Source organism: Flagellimonas sp. HMM57, from assembly GCF_021390175.1.
Taxonomy (GTDB): Bacteria; Bacteroidota; Bacteroidia; order Flavobacteriales; family Flavobacteriaceae; genus Flagellimonas.
Genome location: NZ_CP090004.1, coordinates 201,390 through 216,436 on the forward strand (window position 1 = coordinate 201,390; position 15,047 = coordinate 216,436).

Annotated in this window: 16 protein-coding genes; 9 read left to right on the plus strand and 7 right to left on the minus strand. The window is 36.9% G+C overall.

All coding sequences use genetic code 11. The features are described 5' to 3' along the window. The first annotated feature begins 81 nt into the window (after positions 1-81). From LV716_RS00940 to LV716_RS00955, 4 genes are all read left to right on the plus strand, one after another. Positions 82-1,410, plus strand: coding sequence for a carboxypeptidase-like regulatory domain-containing protein (locus LV716_RS00940; RefSeq protein WP_163419411.1), 1,329 nt, complete (start codon positions 82-84; stop codon positions 1,408-1,410). A gap of 220 nt (positions 1,411-1,630) precedes the next feature. Then, positions 1,631-2,683 (plus strand): LD-carboxypeptidase, encoded by a 1,053-nt coding sequence (locus tag LV716_RS00945; RefSeq protein WP_163419412.1) that lies wholly within the window; start codon positions 1,631-1,633, stop codon positions 2,681-2,683. A 254-nt stretch (positions 2,684-2,937) separates the two neighbouring features. Then, on the plus strand, positions 2,938-4,122 hold the full coding sequence (locus LV716_RS00950) for a YbjN domain-containing protein (protein WP_163419413.1): 1,185 nt from the start codon (positions 2,938-2,940) through the stop codon (positions 4,120-4,122). Between the two features lie 18 nt (positions 4,123-4,140). Beyond that, the gene (locus tag LV716_RS00955; protein WP_163419414.1) at positions 4,141-5,217 is read left to right on the plus strand and encodes a trypsin-like peptidase domain-containing protein; all 1,077 of its coding nucleotides are present in this window, start codon (positions 4,141-4,143) and stop codon (positions 5,215-5,217) included. A 74-nt stretch (positions 5,218-5,291) separates the two neighbouring features. Here the strand turns inward: LV716_RS00955 and rocD are convergent, their stop codons facing one another. From rocD to LV716_RS00970, 3 genes are all read right to left on the minus strand, one after another. After that, positions 5,292-6,569 (minus strand): ornithine--oxo-acid transaminase, encoded by a 1,278-nt coding sequence (rocD, locus tag LV716_RS00960; protein WP_163419415.1) that lies wholly within the window; start codon positions 6,567-6,569, stop codon positions 5,292-5,294. Positions 6,570-6,691: 122 nt separating this feature from the next. Continuing rightward, entirely contained in the window at positions 6,692-7,078 is a 387-nt protein-coding gene (locus LV716_RS00965; RefSeq protein WP_163419416.1) for a DUF6768 family protein, read from the minus strand. Continuing rightward, positions 7,075-7,617 (minus strand): RNA polymerase sigma factor, encoded by a 543-nt coding sequence (locus LV716_RS00970; RefSeq protein ID WP_163419417.1) that lies wholly within the window; start codon positions 7,615-7,617, stop codon positions 7,075-7,077. Before LV716_RS00970 ends, LV716_RS00965 begins: the two co-directional genes overlap by 4 nt. A gap of 119 nt (positions 7,618-7,736) precedes the next feature. Here LV716_RS00970 and rlmD point away from each other — a divergent pair, with 119 nt between their 5' ends. The 4 genes from rlmD to LV716_RS00990 are packed head-to-tail and all read left to right on the plus strand — an operon-like array spanning position 7,737 to position 10,873. Beyond that, positions 7,737-9,149 (plus strand): 23S rRNA (uracil(1939)-C(5))-methyltransferase RlmD, encoded by a 1,413-nt coding sequence (gene rlmD, locus LV716_RS00975; protein WP_163419418.1) that lies wholly within the window; start codon positions 7,737-7,739, stop codon positions 9,147-9,149. A 28-nt stretch (positions 9,150-9,177) separates the two neighbouring features. Further along, on the plus strand, positions 9,178-9,696 hold the full coding sequence (locus LV716_RS00980; protein ID WP_163419419.1) for a DUF6452 family protein: 519 nt from the start codon (positions 9,178-9,180) through the stop codon (positions 9,694-9,696). Further along, complete coding sequence (locus LV716_RS00985) at positions 9,677-10,486, plus strand: DUF6048 family protein (protein ID WP_163419420.1); 810 nt, start codon at positions 9,677-9,679, stop codon at positions 10,484-10,486. The genes LV716_RS00980 and LV716_RS00985 overlap by 20 nt, the downstream gene beginning before the upstream one ends. 45 nt (positions 10,487-10,531) lie before the next feature. Further along, complete coding sequence (locus LV716_RS00990) at positions 10,532-10,873, plus strand: VOC family protein (RefSeq protein WP_163419421.1); 342 nt, start codon at positions 10,532-10,534, stop codon at positions 10,871-10,873. A 28-nt stretch (positions 10,874-10,901) separates the two neighbouring features. On the opposite strand, the gene LV716_RS00995 is transcribed toward LV716_RS00990, so the two are convergent. Both LV716_RS00995 and LV716_RS01000 read right to left on the minus strand, forming a co-directional pair. Continuing rightward, complete coding sequence (locus LV716_RS00995) at positions 10,902-11,132, minus strand: hypothetical protein (RefSeq protein ID WP_163419422.1); 231 nt, start codon at positions 11,130-11,132, stop codon at positions 10,902-10,904. Then, complete coding sequence (locus LV716_RS01000; RefSeq protein WP_163419423.1) at positions 11,129-12,295, minus strand: class I SAM-dependent RNA methyltransferase; 1,167 nt, start codon at positions 12,293-12,295, stop codon at positions 11,129-11,131. The genes LV716_RS00995 and LV716_RS01000 overlap by 4 nt, the downstream gene beginning before the upstream one ends. Positions 12,296-12,351: 56 nt before the next feature. Here LV716_RS01000 and LV716_RS01005 point away from each other — a divergent pair, with 56 nt between their 5' ends. Next, a complete protein-coding gene (locus LV716_RS01005; protein ID WP_163419424.1) occupies positions 12,352-13,038 on the plus strand; it encodes a ZIP family metal transporter in 687 nt (228 codons plus the stop codon). Between the two features lie 8 nt (positions 13,039-13,046). On the opposite strand, the gene LV716_RS01010 is transcribed toward LV716_RS01005, so the two are convergent. Next, positions 13,047-13,679, minus strand: a complete 633-nt coding sequence (locus LV716_RS01010; protein WP_163419425.1) for a hemolysin III family protein — start codon at positions 13,677-13,679, stop codon at positions 13,047-13,049. A gap of 6 nt (positions 13,680-13,685) precedes the next feature. After that, complete coding sequence (locus tag LV716_RS01015) at positions 13,686-15,023, minus strand: amidohydrolase family protein (RefSeq protein ID WP_163419427.1); 1,338 nt, start codon at positions 15,021-15,023, stop codon at positions 13,686-13,688. Positions 15,024-15,047: the final 24 nt, after the last annotated feature.

Genomic DNA, 15,047 nt, shown 5'->3' on the forward strand with positions numbered 1-15,047 from the left:
ATTAACCTGCCCATCTAGAATTATTATCCTCGGAATTTTGTATCTTTATTAGATTGAATCTTAACAAAAAAATCCAAGGCTATGTTAACATCTATACACACTTTCACAAAAAAAAGACCTGAGCCATTATTGCTTTTGCTGTTCGCATGGATAGTATGCACTGCTAATGTGTTTGCACTTCAACAAGAAGATAATGCTTCGAACGATTTCAATCAATACAAGGGCGAAGTAATAGATAAGTCCTCTAAAAAACCTTTGGTATTCGCTACACTTGCGGTAGAGGGAACGAATATCAGTACCATAACCAATACCGAAGGGAGTTTTCTTTTAAAGATTCCCAAAAGTATGACTACGGGAACCGTAATAGTTTCTTTCTTGGGTTACAAAAGCCAAAGTATCGAGCTATCTGAGTTGGAACCTAACAAAAACAAAATAGCACTTACAATTTCGGTAACCGAACTTTCTGGTGTGAACGTTAATGTACCAAAAGATGCCGGGGCTTTGGTAAGGGAAACTTTGGCAAGAAAAGGAAATAATTACTTTGAAGACCCTACATTGATGACGGCCTTTTATAGAGAGACCATCAAAAAGAGAAGAAAAAACGTTTCTCTATCAGAAGCAGTGGTAAATATCTATAAAACGCCATACAATTCACAACGCAAAGACGCCGTTGAACTCTATAAGGCTAGAAAAAGTACGGATTATAGCAAACTGGATACCGTTGCCCTCAAATTACAGGGAGGACCCTTCAATACATTGTATGTTGATGTCATGAAATATCCTGAGTATATTTTTGCACCAGAATACTTATCTGACTACAGATTCACTTTTAGTCGTTCCACAAGGATTAACGATAAATTGATTTATGTTGTCAAATTCGAGCAACGGGAAACTATTCCCGAACCTTTGTATGCTGGAGAGCTATTTATAGATGTGGAAAATAAGACCCTTACCAGTGCAATTTATTCCCTCAACATAACCGATAAGGACAAAGCGGCCAAACTATTTGTTCGCAGAAAACCTGCTAACGTTAATGTATGGCCAACCGAAGTTGCTTATCGAGTTGATTATAGGGAAAAAGGAGGCAAATGGTATTATGGATACAGCAATGTTTTAATGGAATTCAAAGTAAACTGGAAGAATAAGTTATTTAATTCCGTTTATAGCATGACGGCAGAAATGGCCGTTACCGACTGGGAAAAGAACCTAGATGGAAAGTTGCCAAAAAATAGGGAAAGACTCAAGAAGTCCATTATTTTAAGTGATGAAGCCATAGGTTTCTCCGACCCCGACTTTTGGGGCGAGTACAATATCATTGAACCTGAAAAGTCAATAGAGTCTGCCATTAAAAAGATACAACGCCAGCTGCGAAGGTCTAAATCCAATGGTAGTAGTGCATCAAAACCATAACACTTACAAGGTTTCATAAAAAAGGGGATATCTAAAAAGTAATCCTGAATGTCATGTTGAGCTTGTCGAAATACTTAATTGATTTGTATTAGGTTTCAAAGGACTCAACCTGACATTTTGGGCTTAAAAACTTTTTAAATATCCTTCTTTATTTTTATTAACATTTTTTGGTCATCATCCTAAAGGTTTTAACTTCAAGGCATGAAAAAATTACGCCTACATGATTAAAAGAAGAAGATTCATCAATTTGACCGCTTTGCTATCGGCAACAGCAGTGCTACCAAATGTTGCTTTTTCAGAAAAGAACAGCACAAATGAAAATCCTAGATTGCTTGCCAAACGATTGAAAAAAGGAGATACCATTGGCCTTATTGCTCCAGGTTATGCCGTTAAACCCCATATACTTGAAGAAATAAAGACAACGCTAAAAGAAATGGGGTTTATTCCTTTCCATACCGATCGCATTCATGGTAATCATGGCTATTTTAGCGATACTGATGAAGAAAGGGCAACTGACCTCAACGAAATGTTTGCAAATACAAAGGTGGATGCGATTCTATGTGCTAGAGGCGGATATGGTTGTACGCGCATCATGCAAATGATAGATTACGAAAACATTAAATTAAATCCCAAAATACTGATAGGCTTCAGTGATGTCACTGCACTGTTGAATGGCATACAAAAAGAAACCGGTCTAATTACCTTTCATGGTCCTGTTGGCAGTACGCTTGATGACGACTACAGCAAACACGAATTTAGCAACTCGTTAATACATCCCAAATATCCACAGGTCATCGCCAATGTCACCCTTGAAGATGAGGAAATGATAAATGATGTGGAATATGAGCGATATACAATTACCTCAGGGCAAGCTGCCGGAAAATTGGTTGGTGGTAGCCTTACCTTGGTCAATGCACTTATTGGCACCCCTCATGAAATAGATTTTACAGATACCATTGTTTGTCTGGAGGACGTAGAAGAAGCTCCTTATCGAATAGACAGAATGCTGACCCAACTCATTGAAGGACCAAGTTTTAAAAAAGCCAAAGGGATTGTTTTTGGGGTCTGCGCAGGCTGCAATTCAAGTTCAAATTCTAAATCCTTTACATTAAAAGAGGTCATTTTGGACAGAATAGCTCCTTTAAATATTCCAGCGGCCTACGGTATGAGCTTTGGCCATGTACCTAACAACTTTACGTTCCCTATAGGTGTCAATGCTAGCTGGGATTCGGATAAAATGACCTTGAAAATTTTGGAAAAGGCAGTGCATTGAAAGACCATTTCATAACTGAACAATGATCTGCACTTTTTTCAGTTTAAGAGTTAAAGGCAAAGAGTCTCTGTAATTAAGACAGCTTACCCCCCTGTATACAGTGATGAAATTACCCCATATTTAAGGGCCTTTTCGATGTTAAATAAATTAGATATTTGTTTGAATCTTAACATACACTTAGTCAGGTGATCAAGAATAATAAAACCAATAGCCCCTTTTTTAATTCATATTTAGTTTAACCAATTTTCAGTTTTATGAAGAACGTAGTACCACACTTTAAAAGACCCATTAAAAGTAAAGATGAACCCAAAACAGATGTTGCGCACTGGGATAAGGCAATGGATGCATACGATGCCAAAAACCATAGAGAAGCATTGATCGAGACCATTAATTATATTAATTCCACGATTTTACAAGGAAAAGATACCAGTGGGGATATTGAAATCGTACAGGGGCAAGGTTCGGCTGAAGTTCAAATGACCATTAAAAATGATACTTTTTTGGTCAAGGCACCATTCGTAAAGATAACAGATGATACCAATAAGGTAGCACTGTTCCGAAGAGTAGCAGAAATCAACTTTAATCCGTTGACTTTGGCACAGATTCATCTTCTTGAAGGTGCATTGTGGTTTGAATATGAAATGCCAATAGCACTGTGCCAACCCTATAAGGTATATGATGTGTTACGGGAAATAAGTGTTTATGCTGACAATTATGACGATGAATTTATAGATAAATACAAAGCTGATTTTTACCAAGAACCAAGGGTAACCCCACTAACGGAAACAGAAAAAGAGCAGGTATGGCAACAAATAAGCGACATTCTGGAAGAGTACAAAAAGTATAGTGATTTCTTTAAAGAAAAGAGATGGGACGATTTTCAGTGGGATATTGCCGTACTTTCCATCTTGAAAATAGTGAACATGCCCTATGTGCATGGAACATTGAGAACCAAATTAGAAGAATATGTGGGCAATCTCTTCAATGGGAAAATCGATTTTAAGTATAGAATAGATAAAGGTGTAAGTTTTATGCAAAAGCTATGTGCAAAATCAAAAGAAGAATTTATGCAGGATATCTATCATGCCGAAGCGTTTATCTCTTTAAAATGGCGCAGTTCCACACAAATACTTCAGAACGATGCCAAGAATATGGAAAACAATGTAAACAGGTATGTGAAGGATGGGAACAATATGATGTTATGTTACTACTTACAATACTCCTTCCTCCATATCATTTATAACTTCAACTTGGAAGAGCACCATAAAAATGCCATCTATGATGTTCTGGAAAAAGTTTCCGGTAAAGAGCTGCATCAAGCCGCCCCTATACTTTTAAAAACCTACTATGGATTTTTAGATGGTAATACAAAAGCGATCAAAGCATCCAAAGGCTCCAAAGGCTCCAAAAAAGGATTGTTCTCAAAACTATTCGGTTAATCTACAAAGAAGAAAAAAATGGAAAATATAAAAAAATCAGTTTTCAAAATTGTGACAGCATCTGGTACCGGTACCGGGTTTACTGTTAGCGGATATAATCAGGTTATTACAAATTACCATGTAGTAAAAGGTGAAAAAGTAGTAGCTGTAGAAGACTATAAAAAAGATAGATTCGTAGCCAATGTGGTCATGGTTAACCCAGAAGTAGATTTAGCTTTTTTAAAAATTGAAGGCTTTGAGAATAAGGAGACCGATATTTCACTTCAAGAAGAAATTATCGTGGCCAATACCCAAAAAGTATTCATAAATGGTTATCCCTTTGGAATGCCCTATACCATAACAGAAGGTATTGTTTCATCTAGCAACCAGCCCATGGGAAACAGAAGTTATATTCAGACCGATGCCGCCGTAAACCCAGGCAACTCTGGGGGGCCAATGTTGAACGAAGCAGGAGTCCTAATCGGAGTAACAACTTCAAAATTCAACAATGCGGATAACGTAGGGTTTGGAATCAAGCATTCAGACTTAATCAAAGAAATAAACGATTTCGCTTCCGTAGAAAACCCAGTTTATAGTGTCAAGTGCAACTCTTGCGATAGCTATATGGAGAAAGAATGTGAGTTTTGTGCGAACTGTGGAAATACCATGGATATTTCCATCTGGGAGGAGTTTGAAAAAAGTCATTTTGCACAATTTGTTGAAAACGCACTTACAGAATTGGGAATAAATCCGGTTTTGGGAAGAGCTGGCAGAGACTATTGGGAATTTCATCAAGGCAGCGCCTTAATTCGGATTTTTGTTTTTAAACGAGATTATTTGGTAGCGACTTCACCATTAAACAATTTACCCAAAAAGAACATTCAAGAATTGATGACCTATTTGCTCGAAAAAAATGTGGACCCCTATTATTTGGGCATACATGAGAATAAAATATACATTTCGTACAGAGCACATCTTTCTGATATTTTCACGGATCATGCAGATACCGTAAAAGAAAATTTGAAGAACTTAGCCCTAAAAGCTGATGATTTGGATAATTTCTTTGCGGACAATTATGGTTGTGAGATGTCTATAGAGGCAAAAGAAGAAATATAACTTTTTTCTTAGGACGTAAAAAAGGGCTTTGATTTATCAACATCAAAGCCCTTCTTTATTGGATACCGTCAATACTAAGCATCAAACTCTTTGAGTGTTTTGGAAATGATACCGATACAATCCAACAACTCTTCTTTGGTCATTACCAAAGGAGGAGCAAAACGTATAATATTACCATGGGTAGGTTTGGCCAAAAGCTCATTTTCCTTTAACGCCATACATATGTCCCAAGCTGTAGAGCTATCTTCAGAATCATTGATCACAATGGCATTGAGCAAGCCTTTACCTCGAACCAAACGCACCAAATCAGTTTCTTCTATCAGTTTTTCCATTTCATCACGAAACAGCTGGCCTAATTCAAAAGCATTTTCGGCTAAACGTTCATCTCTTACCACTTCCAACGCGGCTATGGCAACAGCACAGGATAACGGATTTCCACCAAAGGTAGACCCATGATTACCGGGACGGATTACTTCCATAATTTCATCATTGGCCAAAACAGCAGATACAGGTAGGACACCACCAGAAATAGCTTTTCCCAAAATCAAAACATCTGGTTTTACATCTGGAGTGCCTGAACAATTTTTATCTGGGCAAGAACAATTGCCACAGGTAGCCAATAATCTACCTGTACGGGCAATACCTGTTTGAACTTCATCAGCCATAAAGAGCACGTTTTTGGATTTACATAACTCCAAAGCCTCTTTTATATAGTTGTCATCGGGAACATAGACACCCGCCTCGCCCTGTATAGGTTCCACTAAGAATGCAGCTACATTTTCATCCAGTAATGCTTCTTGTAAGGCATTGATATCATTATATCGAATCGAAACAATACCTGGGGTAAACGGTCCAAAGTTCTCTGTTGCAATAGGGTCGTTCGATGCAGATATGATAGAAATAGTACGTCCGTGGAAATTATTTTGGCAAACAATAATTTTAGCTTGATTAGCAGGAATACCCTTCTTCTCATAGGCCCACTTCCGCGCCAGTTTTAATGCAGTTTCCACCGCTTCTGCACCAGTATTCATGGGCAACAGCTTATCGTAGCCAAAAAATTTGGTCGCGAATTCTTCGTACCTTCCCAAGATATCGTTATAAAATGCACGGGAAGTCAACGTCAAGTTGTCAGCCTGACTTTTTAACGCACCAATAATTTTAGGGTGACAATGCCCTTGGTTTACTGCCGAGTAGGCAGATAAAAAATCATAATACTTTTTGCCTTCAACGTCCCATACGAACACCCCTTCACCCCTACTCAGAACAACTGGTAAAGGATGATAGTTTTGTGCGCCGTACTTGTTTTCTAATGTTATCGCTTGTTGCGATGTTAAATGTTCTAAAACAGCCATTTTAAATGTGTTTAAATTGATAAAATAACCATTCCTACAATACCTTTATCCTTTCGAAGTCTCGAAAATTCAGCGTGGGAGAGAAATCATCCCTGAGGGGATGCTAATTTATTAAATATTTGTCAATCATTCTTTTTATTCGATAAAGTTGCAATTTGTAGCTCTAACCGTTTAAGTTCCCTTAAAATATCATTCTTGTCCATTTGCATCCATACAAAAAGTTTTATCATCCCCATAAAGATTAGGCACACAAATATTGCTGTTCCCCATTCAACAAGCTCATTTGTCACGTTTGTATTTAAAAATTGGACGATACAGAATATAAGTAATCCTAAAATAATGAGATTGACCAAATTCATTATTATGGCCAACCATCCCAGTTTTCCTCTAAATACCCCTCCAAGTTTTTCAAAAATATTCTGTTCGCCAAGTTCATCATAAAATTTTGCTTCTTCTTGGGTTAAAGCTTCTTTAATAAGCTCGTCTATTTTTTCATTGTCATTTTTCATCCTTTTGTCTTTAATAATTCTTTTAATTTTTCTCTTCCGTAGAATAATCTTGATTTTGCTGTTCCCACCGATACTTCCAGAATATCACCAATTTCGTTTAACGAATATTCCTCCAAATAAAATAGTCTCAACACCATCTGTTGATTTTCCGGTAATTCTTTTATTGCCAAAAGAAGTTTTTTAATCTTAGACTCCTTGGAATCTTCGGTATCATTCATTGTAGTATCTTCATAAATACCTTCAATGACCCTCTTGTTTCTTTTTAGCTTACTTAAATAATCCAAAGACTTTCTGGTCACTATTTTTGTCGCCCAACTGCTAAAACTGTTGGGGTTTTTAAGCGTATATAACTTGCCAATAATAGTCCTCCATGAATCTTGGACGATATCTTTTGAAGCTTCAACATCATAGGTATATCTATATGAATGCTTACATAACCTAACATGATGCCGCTTTACCAATATGGACAATGATTTTTTGTTTCCAGATTGATATTCCAATACTACCAAACCATCAAAAACTTTTTCTGTTGTTTTCATATAACGGATCATTTAATAGACATGGAATTATCTAAAAGGTTCAAAAAAAGGGAGTTTTTTAACTGTTCATTTATACAAGTTACTTGTTCTTTCTAGAAACCTATTCTTACTTTTGCCAAATGCGAAAAAAGAATAGGCGACAAATATTTGAGAATGTCGTAGTGGTGGATGCTGGCGCAAAGGGAAAATCAGTAGGAAAAGCTCCTGATGGTAGAGTAATCTTTCTAACCAACGCTGTTCCCGGTGACGTTGTCGATGTCATGACCACAAAAAAAAGAAAAGCGTTCTTTGAAGGTATAGCCACTAAATTTCATCAATTTTCCGATAAAAGAACAACGCCAAAATGTGAACATTTTGGGGTCTGTGGCGGATGCAAATGGCAACACATGGACTACGAGCATCAACTCAATTTTAAACAAAGTGAAGTAGAAAATAACCTTAAACGCATAGGACATCTTGAACTACCCAAAATAACACCAATACTTGGGTCCCAAAAACAGTACTTCTACAGAAATAAAATGGAATTTTCTTTCTCTAGCAGTCGTTGGCTTACCGAAGAAGAAATCAATTCCTCAGCGCAAATTGAAGATAGAAATGCAATTGGTTTTCATATACCCGGTATGTGGGATAAAATTTTAGATATAAAAAACTGTCATTTGCAAGAGGATCCTTCCAACTCAATCCGTTTAGAAGTGAAAAAATTTGCTACTGAAAACGGAATCTCGTTTTTTAACCCAAGACATCAGGAAGGAATGTTACGTACAATGATGTTGAGAACTTCATCTACAAGCGAAATCATGTTGCTCATACAGTTTTTTGAAGATGATGAAGAGAAACGTGAATTACTTTTGAATCATATTAAAGTAAAATTTCCAAAAATTACTTCTTTACAGTACGTCATTAATCAAAAGCAGAACGATACCATTTACGATCAAGAAGTAGTATGCTTTGCAGGCCGTGACCATATTTTTGAAGAAATGGAAGGGCTTCAATTTAAAATAAACGCCAAATCGTTTTATCAGACCAACTCGGAACAAGCTTACGAATTGTATAAAATTACTCGTGATTTCGCTGGTTTATCTGGAAATGAATTGGTGTATGATTTATACACAGGAACTGGAACCATAGCACAATTCGTAGCTAAAAAAGCGAAAAAAGTTGTTGGAATTGAATCTGTTCCAGAAGCTATTGAGGACGCTAAAGAAAATGCTGTTCGCAACGGTATTTCAAACACAGATTTTTTTGTGGGTGACATGAAAAATGTCTTTACTACGGCATTTATTGAAGAGAACGGTAAGCCCGATGTTATCATTACGGATCCTCCCCGAGATGGAATGCACAAACAAGTAGTAGAACAACTTCTAAAGGTAGCTCCGGAAAAAATAGTTTATGTAAGTTGTAATAGTGCTACACAAGCAAGGGATTTAGCATTGTTAAAAGAGAAATATAATGTAACCCGAGTACAACCTGTGGACATGTTCCCACAGACCCACCATGTTGAAAATGTTGTACTTTTGGAAAAACGGGTATAATTTTTGATTAAAAAGGTTTTACACTAGAATGAAAAAAATAATTCCCATCGTAATCTTAACCTTTTTAATAGGATATTTTGCTTCGTGCGAAAAAGATGATATCTGCGTTGATGGCGATACTCCATTGTTGATCATTGGTTTTTATGATGCTATAGACACTACACTGTTCAAATCTGTACCAACATTTAGAATTAGGGCTCTTGACAACGACAGTATTTTTTCGTCAGATACTTTTACCGACCGTTCAAATTCATCAGATTCAATATTTATTCCGCTGCGTGTAGATGCCAACAATACTAGGTTTACATTTATAACCAATTCTGCGGACGATGCTGAAACAGAAGCAGAAACAGGTGATATTGATACATTGACATTTAATTATGAACCGCGTGAAGCCTTTGCTTCCAAAGCTTGTGGTTTTGTGGGCAATTACGATAATCTTAGCATTACGCTACCCGAAAGCGATAATAATTGGATAGAGGATATTACCATTGTCCAACAAACTATAGAAAATTCCAACACTATCCATGTCAAGATATTTCACTAACCTTTTTGTTATTTTCTTTTGCTTTTCTGGATTTGGTCAGGATAAACCTATTGACTCTCAACAAAAGGATACCGTTGAAAACAAGCCTATTGACCTTCAACCAAAGGATACTGTTGAATACAAACAGGAATACGGCCTGCGTGTCGGTATAGATTTAAATAGACCATTATTGTCTTTTCTTGATGAGGACTATACGGGCTTTGAAATAGTTGGTGACTATAGACTTACGGAAAAAATGTATTTGGCTGCTGAGCTTGGTAACGAAGAAAAAACCATCTTCGAAGATGTGGGCAATAGCCCACTCTACAACTATACGTCTTCCGGTAGTTATATAAAGCTTGGTATTGACATGAACACCTACGAAAATTGGTATGGCATGAACAATGCGATTACTGTTGGTGGCCGTTATGCCTTTTCAACTTTTAGCCAAACCTTAAACGAGTATAATATTTTTAATAGTGACCGTTTTTTTAATCCGGGTGAGTTTTTGGTTGGAGCTGAAGAAGGTGAAGAATTTAGCGGTCTTAGTGCATCTTGGTTGGAATTTGTTTTGGGTTTAAAAGCAGAGCTATTTGCAAATATATATGTAGGAATGAGCGCGCGTTTGGGCTTCCTCATTACAAACTCAGAAGACGAGCGCTTTCCCAATCTTTGGGTTCCTGGTTTTAACAGAATAACTGATGGAAGTAATTTTGGAGTGAGTTATAATTACTCCATCTCATACTTTCTCCCGCTGTATAAAAAATCAAAAAAGAAAAAAAAGGAGGTTCCTGAATCTGAAGAAGAGTAAAGTTTTTGTTCGTACAATCTTTAAAACATTAACAAATAACCCAGAATGAAGAAAATCCCCATCAACTACGTAGAATTTAAGGCAAAAGACCTTGAAGCCACTAAATCGTTTTACAACAAGGCCTTTGGATGGGTTTTTACCGATTATGGCACTACCTATACCGCATTTTCTGAAAGTGGCATAGAAGGAGGATTTGAAACGACCGAAGAAGAAATAACAAATAGTGTCCTAGTAGTACTTTACCATGATAACCTTGAAGAAATCAAGGCGCATATCATTGCTCTAGGAGGAAAAATAACCGTGGATATTTTTTCTTTTCCTGGCGGTAGCAGATTTCAGTTTATCGACCCATCCGGGAATGAATTAGCTGTTTGGACCGATAAATAAGTTTTCAAAATTAGGTACGACCATAAAATCATATTTCTCGCATACCTTTAATAAAAATCCATTTCATCAATACCTTTTCGCCTTCGTCTGTTTTGATTGCGCCAAACTTAGGAGCTAATATATTGGCAATGATTGCTGAGGTTACGGCCAAAAAAATAGGATTGATCGGTAAATAATATCCCAAAGCCAAACGAGCGATAAGAAATAGAATTACAAAGGCAATAAAATTGAATAGCAATGCTTTGTGCTTAGGTTTCATTTAGTATCAGTTTTATATTTCGCCTTTTTGCTTCCCTCATACATTTCGTATTTGACCAATCTAGACTCCAATTTGCCATTAAAAGTCTTTATCTTTCTTGAAGGTCTAAGACCTACATGCTTTAACGCCTCTAGATTGGAGGTTATCAACCAAGCGTTTGTACCCGGATAATTTTGTTTTAAGGTATTTCCAATCTTTGCATAAAAATCCTCAACATCAATTTGAAGACGCTCCCCATAAGGCGGATTAAAAACCATATGCAATTTAGTATCAACTGGTTTCTCAGTTCTAAAAAAGTCCTTTCGTTCTATTGCAATGTATTCTGAAAGATTTGCGTTATCCACATTTTCTTGTGCTTTTCGTGTTGCAGAAGGAGCTTTGTCGTATCCAATGATTTTATGATGAAATTCACGGGTTTTGTTCAGGCTAGCAGCGATAATTTTTCCATACAGTTCCTCATCAAAATCGTTCCAATGCATAAAGGAATAAGACGTTCTATTAATGTTAGCGGGAACGTTACAGGCTATCATCGCAGCCTCTATCAAGAAAGTACCACTACCGCACATAGGATCTAAAAAATCTGTGGTTCCGTCCCAACCGCTAGTAAGCAGAAGACCGGCAGCCAAGACCTCGTTGATCGGTGCAATATTGGTCGATATACGATAACCACGTTGGTGCAGTGATGCGCCAGAACTATCAAGAGAAACTGTACAGGAATTCTTGTACAGATGGATATTGATTCGGATATCTGGATCATGTGTATTTACACTGGGGCGTTGTCGTGTAGCTGCCCTAAACTTATCTACAATGGCATCCTTTGCTCTTTGCGAAACAAATAGAGAATTATTGAATACCTCAGAATTCATGGTAGTGTCGATTGCAAAAGTTTTATCATGGTCAAAAAAATCTGCCCAGTCAATATCGTAAACCTGTCTGTACAACTCCTTTTCGTTAAATACCCGAAATCTTGAAATTGGTTTCATTATTTTCAAAGCTGTCCGCAAACAGAGATTTGCCTTGTACAAAAACCCTGTATCCCCATCAAAAGTCACGTTCCTTACACCTTCTTCCACATTTCCTGCACCAAGGTTTCGTAATTCTTTTGCTAAGATAGGTTCAAAACCATACAGGGTTTTTGCCAACATTTTAAAATTTCCCGACATGCCGTTATAAAAAATTTTGGTAAAAATAGGCTATTTTTGCGCCTTCAATCTAGTCAATGGATTTTTCCTATATCACCATATTTATTGTTCCCGTATTGGCTGTTTTGGCCAGCTTTATTTTTGTGCGTATAATCAGACCGAAGAACAAAAAAAGTATAAAGCTCTTATTGGCTTTTAGTGGGGCATTCTTATTGGCGCTTACTTTTTTTGAGTTACTGCCAAGTGTGTACAAGGGACATCATCCAAAAACCATTGCTTTATTTATTTTATCAGGAATATTACTTCAGATATTTTTAGAGTTTTTTTCCAAGGGAGCTGAACATGGCCATGTACATTTGGATTTAAAGGAAAACAAATTTCCTCTATTATTGTTTCTGAGCTTATCTGTACATGCATTGATAGAAGGAGTTCCTGTTCATGAGAACAATTCTATATTGTACGGAATCATTATACATAAAATTCCTGTAGCCATAATTCTAAGTATTTTTTTACTTCGTTCAAATCTCAAAAAGAGTTTGGTATTTCTGTTCATAGGTGTATTTTCTTTGATGACACCAATTGGAAGCTATCTTGCTCAAGCACCGTGGATGGAATCCTATGGCTATATTTTTACAAGCTTGGCCATAGGGGTATTTCTTCATATTTCTACGGTCATTCTTTTTGAAAGTTCACAAGGGCATTCTTTTAATTTAAGGAAGGTTTTGGTAATTGTTTTGGGGGTGGGAATTGCTTATTTGGTCTAGAAAGGCCATCAAACTATTCCATAAATCATAAACCAATGACTAATAGCCCCTCCCAATACAAAAAAGTGCCAAATAAGATGATTATAGGGTATTTTTTTAATCGTATAGAAAATAATACCAATAGTATAAAAAGTGCCACCAAGGGCTAAATACGTCAATTGTAATCTTGTTACATGCTCTAATAGGAACGGCAGGTCTATGACGATCAGCCATCCCATAATTCCGTAAAGGACTAAGGAAAAGACTTCAAATCTTCCCGTAAAAAAAAGTTTTAAAACTGTACCAAAAAGTGCTATTCCCCATACAAGATAAAAAAGCAACCATCCCTTGGAATCGGAAAGTATTGTTAAACAGGCAGGAGTATAAGTTCCTGCAATCAAATAGTAAATACTGATATGGTCTAGAATCCTTAGTTTCTTTTTCAATTTTGGATTTAGTACACCATGATACATCGTAGATGCAGTAAACAATAGTATAAGTGAAATACTATAGACAATTATACTACCAAACAGGTATGGCAATTCGGTTAAATCTTTCTGAAGAAAAAAAACAAATCCAATCAGCGTAAGAATAACGCCTAAAGCATGGGAATAACAATTCCACTTTTCCTCAATTACAACAGATTTGGGATTCAGAGCCAAGTAAACCTATTTATATTGTTTTCCGTGCTTGATTACCATATCAACATCCTGCAATAAACTAATATGTCGGAGCACATCTCCTTTTACTGCAATGATATCAGCATATTTACCTGGAGTAACCGTACCCACTTCATCCGCAACTCCCATCCAAAGTGCGGGCCAATAGGTTGCACCTCTAATAGCGTACATAGGATCAATACCAAATTCATTCACCCATACATCCAATTCGTTCCAGGTTGATTGACTATGAAATTTCATAGGAATACCACTATCCGTACCAATCATTAATACCACTCCAGCTTCAAGTAGTTGATGTATTTTAGTTTTTAAAGTAGGTTTTCTTGAAGGTGTCAATTGAAAATAAGGCAGTCTATCAGGATGCTTGATACTCTCTTTGATATCAGCTATAACAGAATCGGGTAATCCCCTATGCCATGAATCGTTATCCAAATGCTCTCCATTGTCCCTTACATATTCGTAATTGTACAAACCTTCTACAGTGGGACACCAAAATAAAGGTCCTTGACTCATATCTGCCGTACGTTCCTTTATCATTTCCATGATATCATCAGGATACCTTGGCGAAGAAGATAAACCTGTATGCTCAAAACAATCTGCTCCAGCTTTTAATCCTCTTCTAATTTCTTCGGGTCTATGACTATGAGCAACTACTTTTAGATTGTTCTTATGTGCCTCATCTACTACTGCTTCAACCTCTTCCATCGTCATTTTATCTTGATCAATAAGCTTAATTACATCTACTCCTGCTCTAGCAAGTTTTCTGATTTTTTTTCTTCCATCTTCAGCTCCCCTTACACCCCAACGAAAATCTTCCGTTCCCGGATAGGGTTTGTGTTGAATAAAAGGTCCAGACACATATAGAGTCGCTCCTGGTATTTCACCATTATTTATTGCGTCTCTTACTGCTATACTTTCCTCTAAAGGCCCTCCCAAATCTCGAGCGCTGGTAACACCTGCCATCAAAAGTTGATGAGCGGAAGCAGGCATAATTACATCCTTGAATAAAGGCGGATATGTTTTGTCCCAATATGCATAATCGGCATGGCCATTAATCATGGTATGTACATGCATATCCCAAAGTCCTGGGAGTACACTCATTCCTTCAGTTGAAATAATTTGCGCATCTTCAGGAATAGGTAGTGTTTCAACAGTCCCTACCTTTTTAATACGGTCACCCTCTATCAAAACCACACTATTTTTGATTGGATCAGAACCAAAACCATCTATTAGAGTCCCACCAACCAAAGCTTTGAGTTGATTCTCTTGTGAAAAAGTAAAAATAGTAATAAGAAAAATACAGAAAGTTAATTGAAGTTTGAGCATTGGTTTTGTTTTTTCTAAAGATAG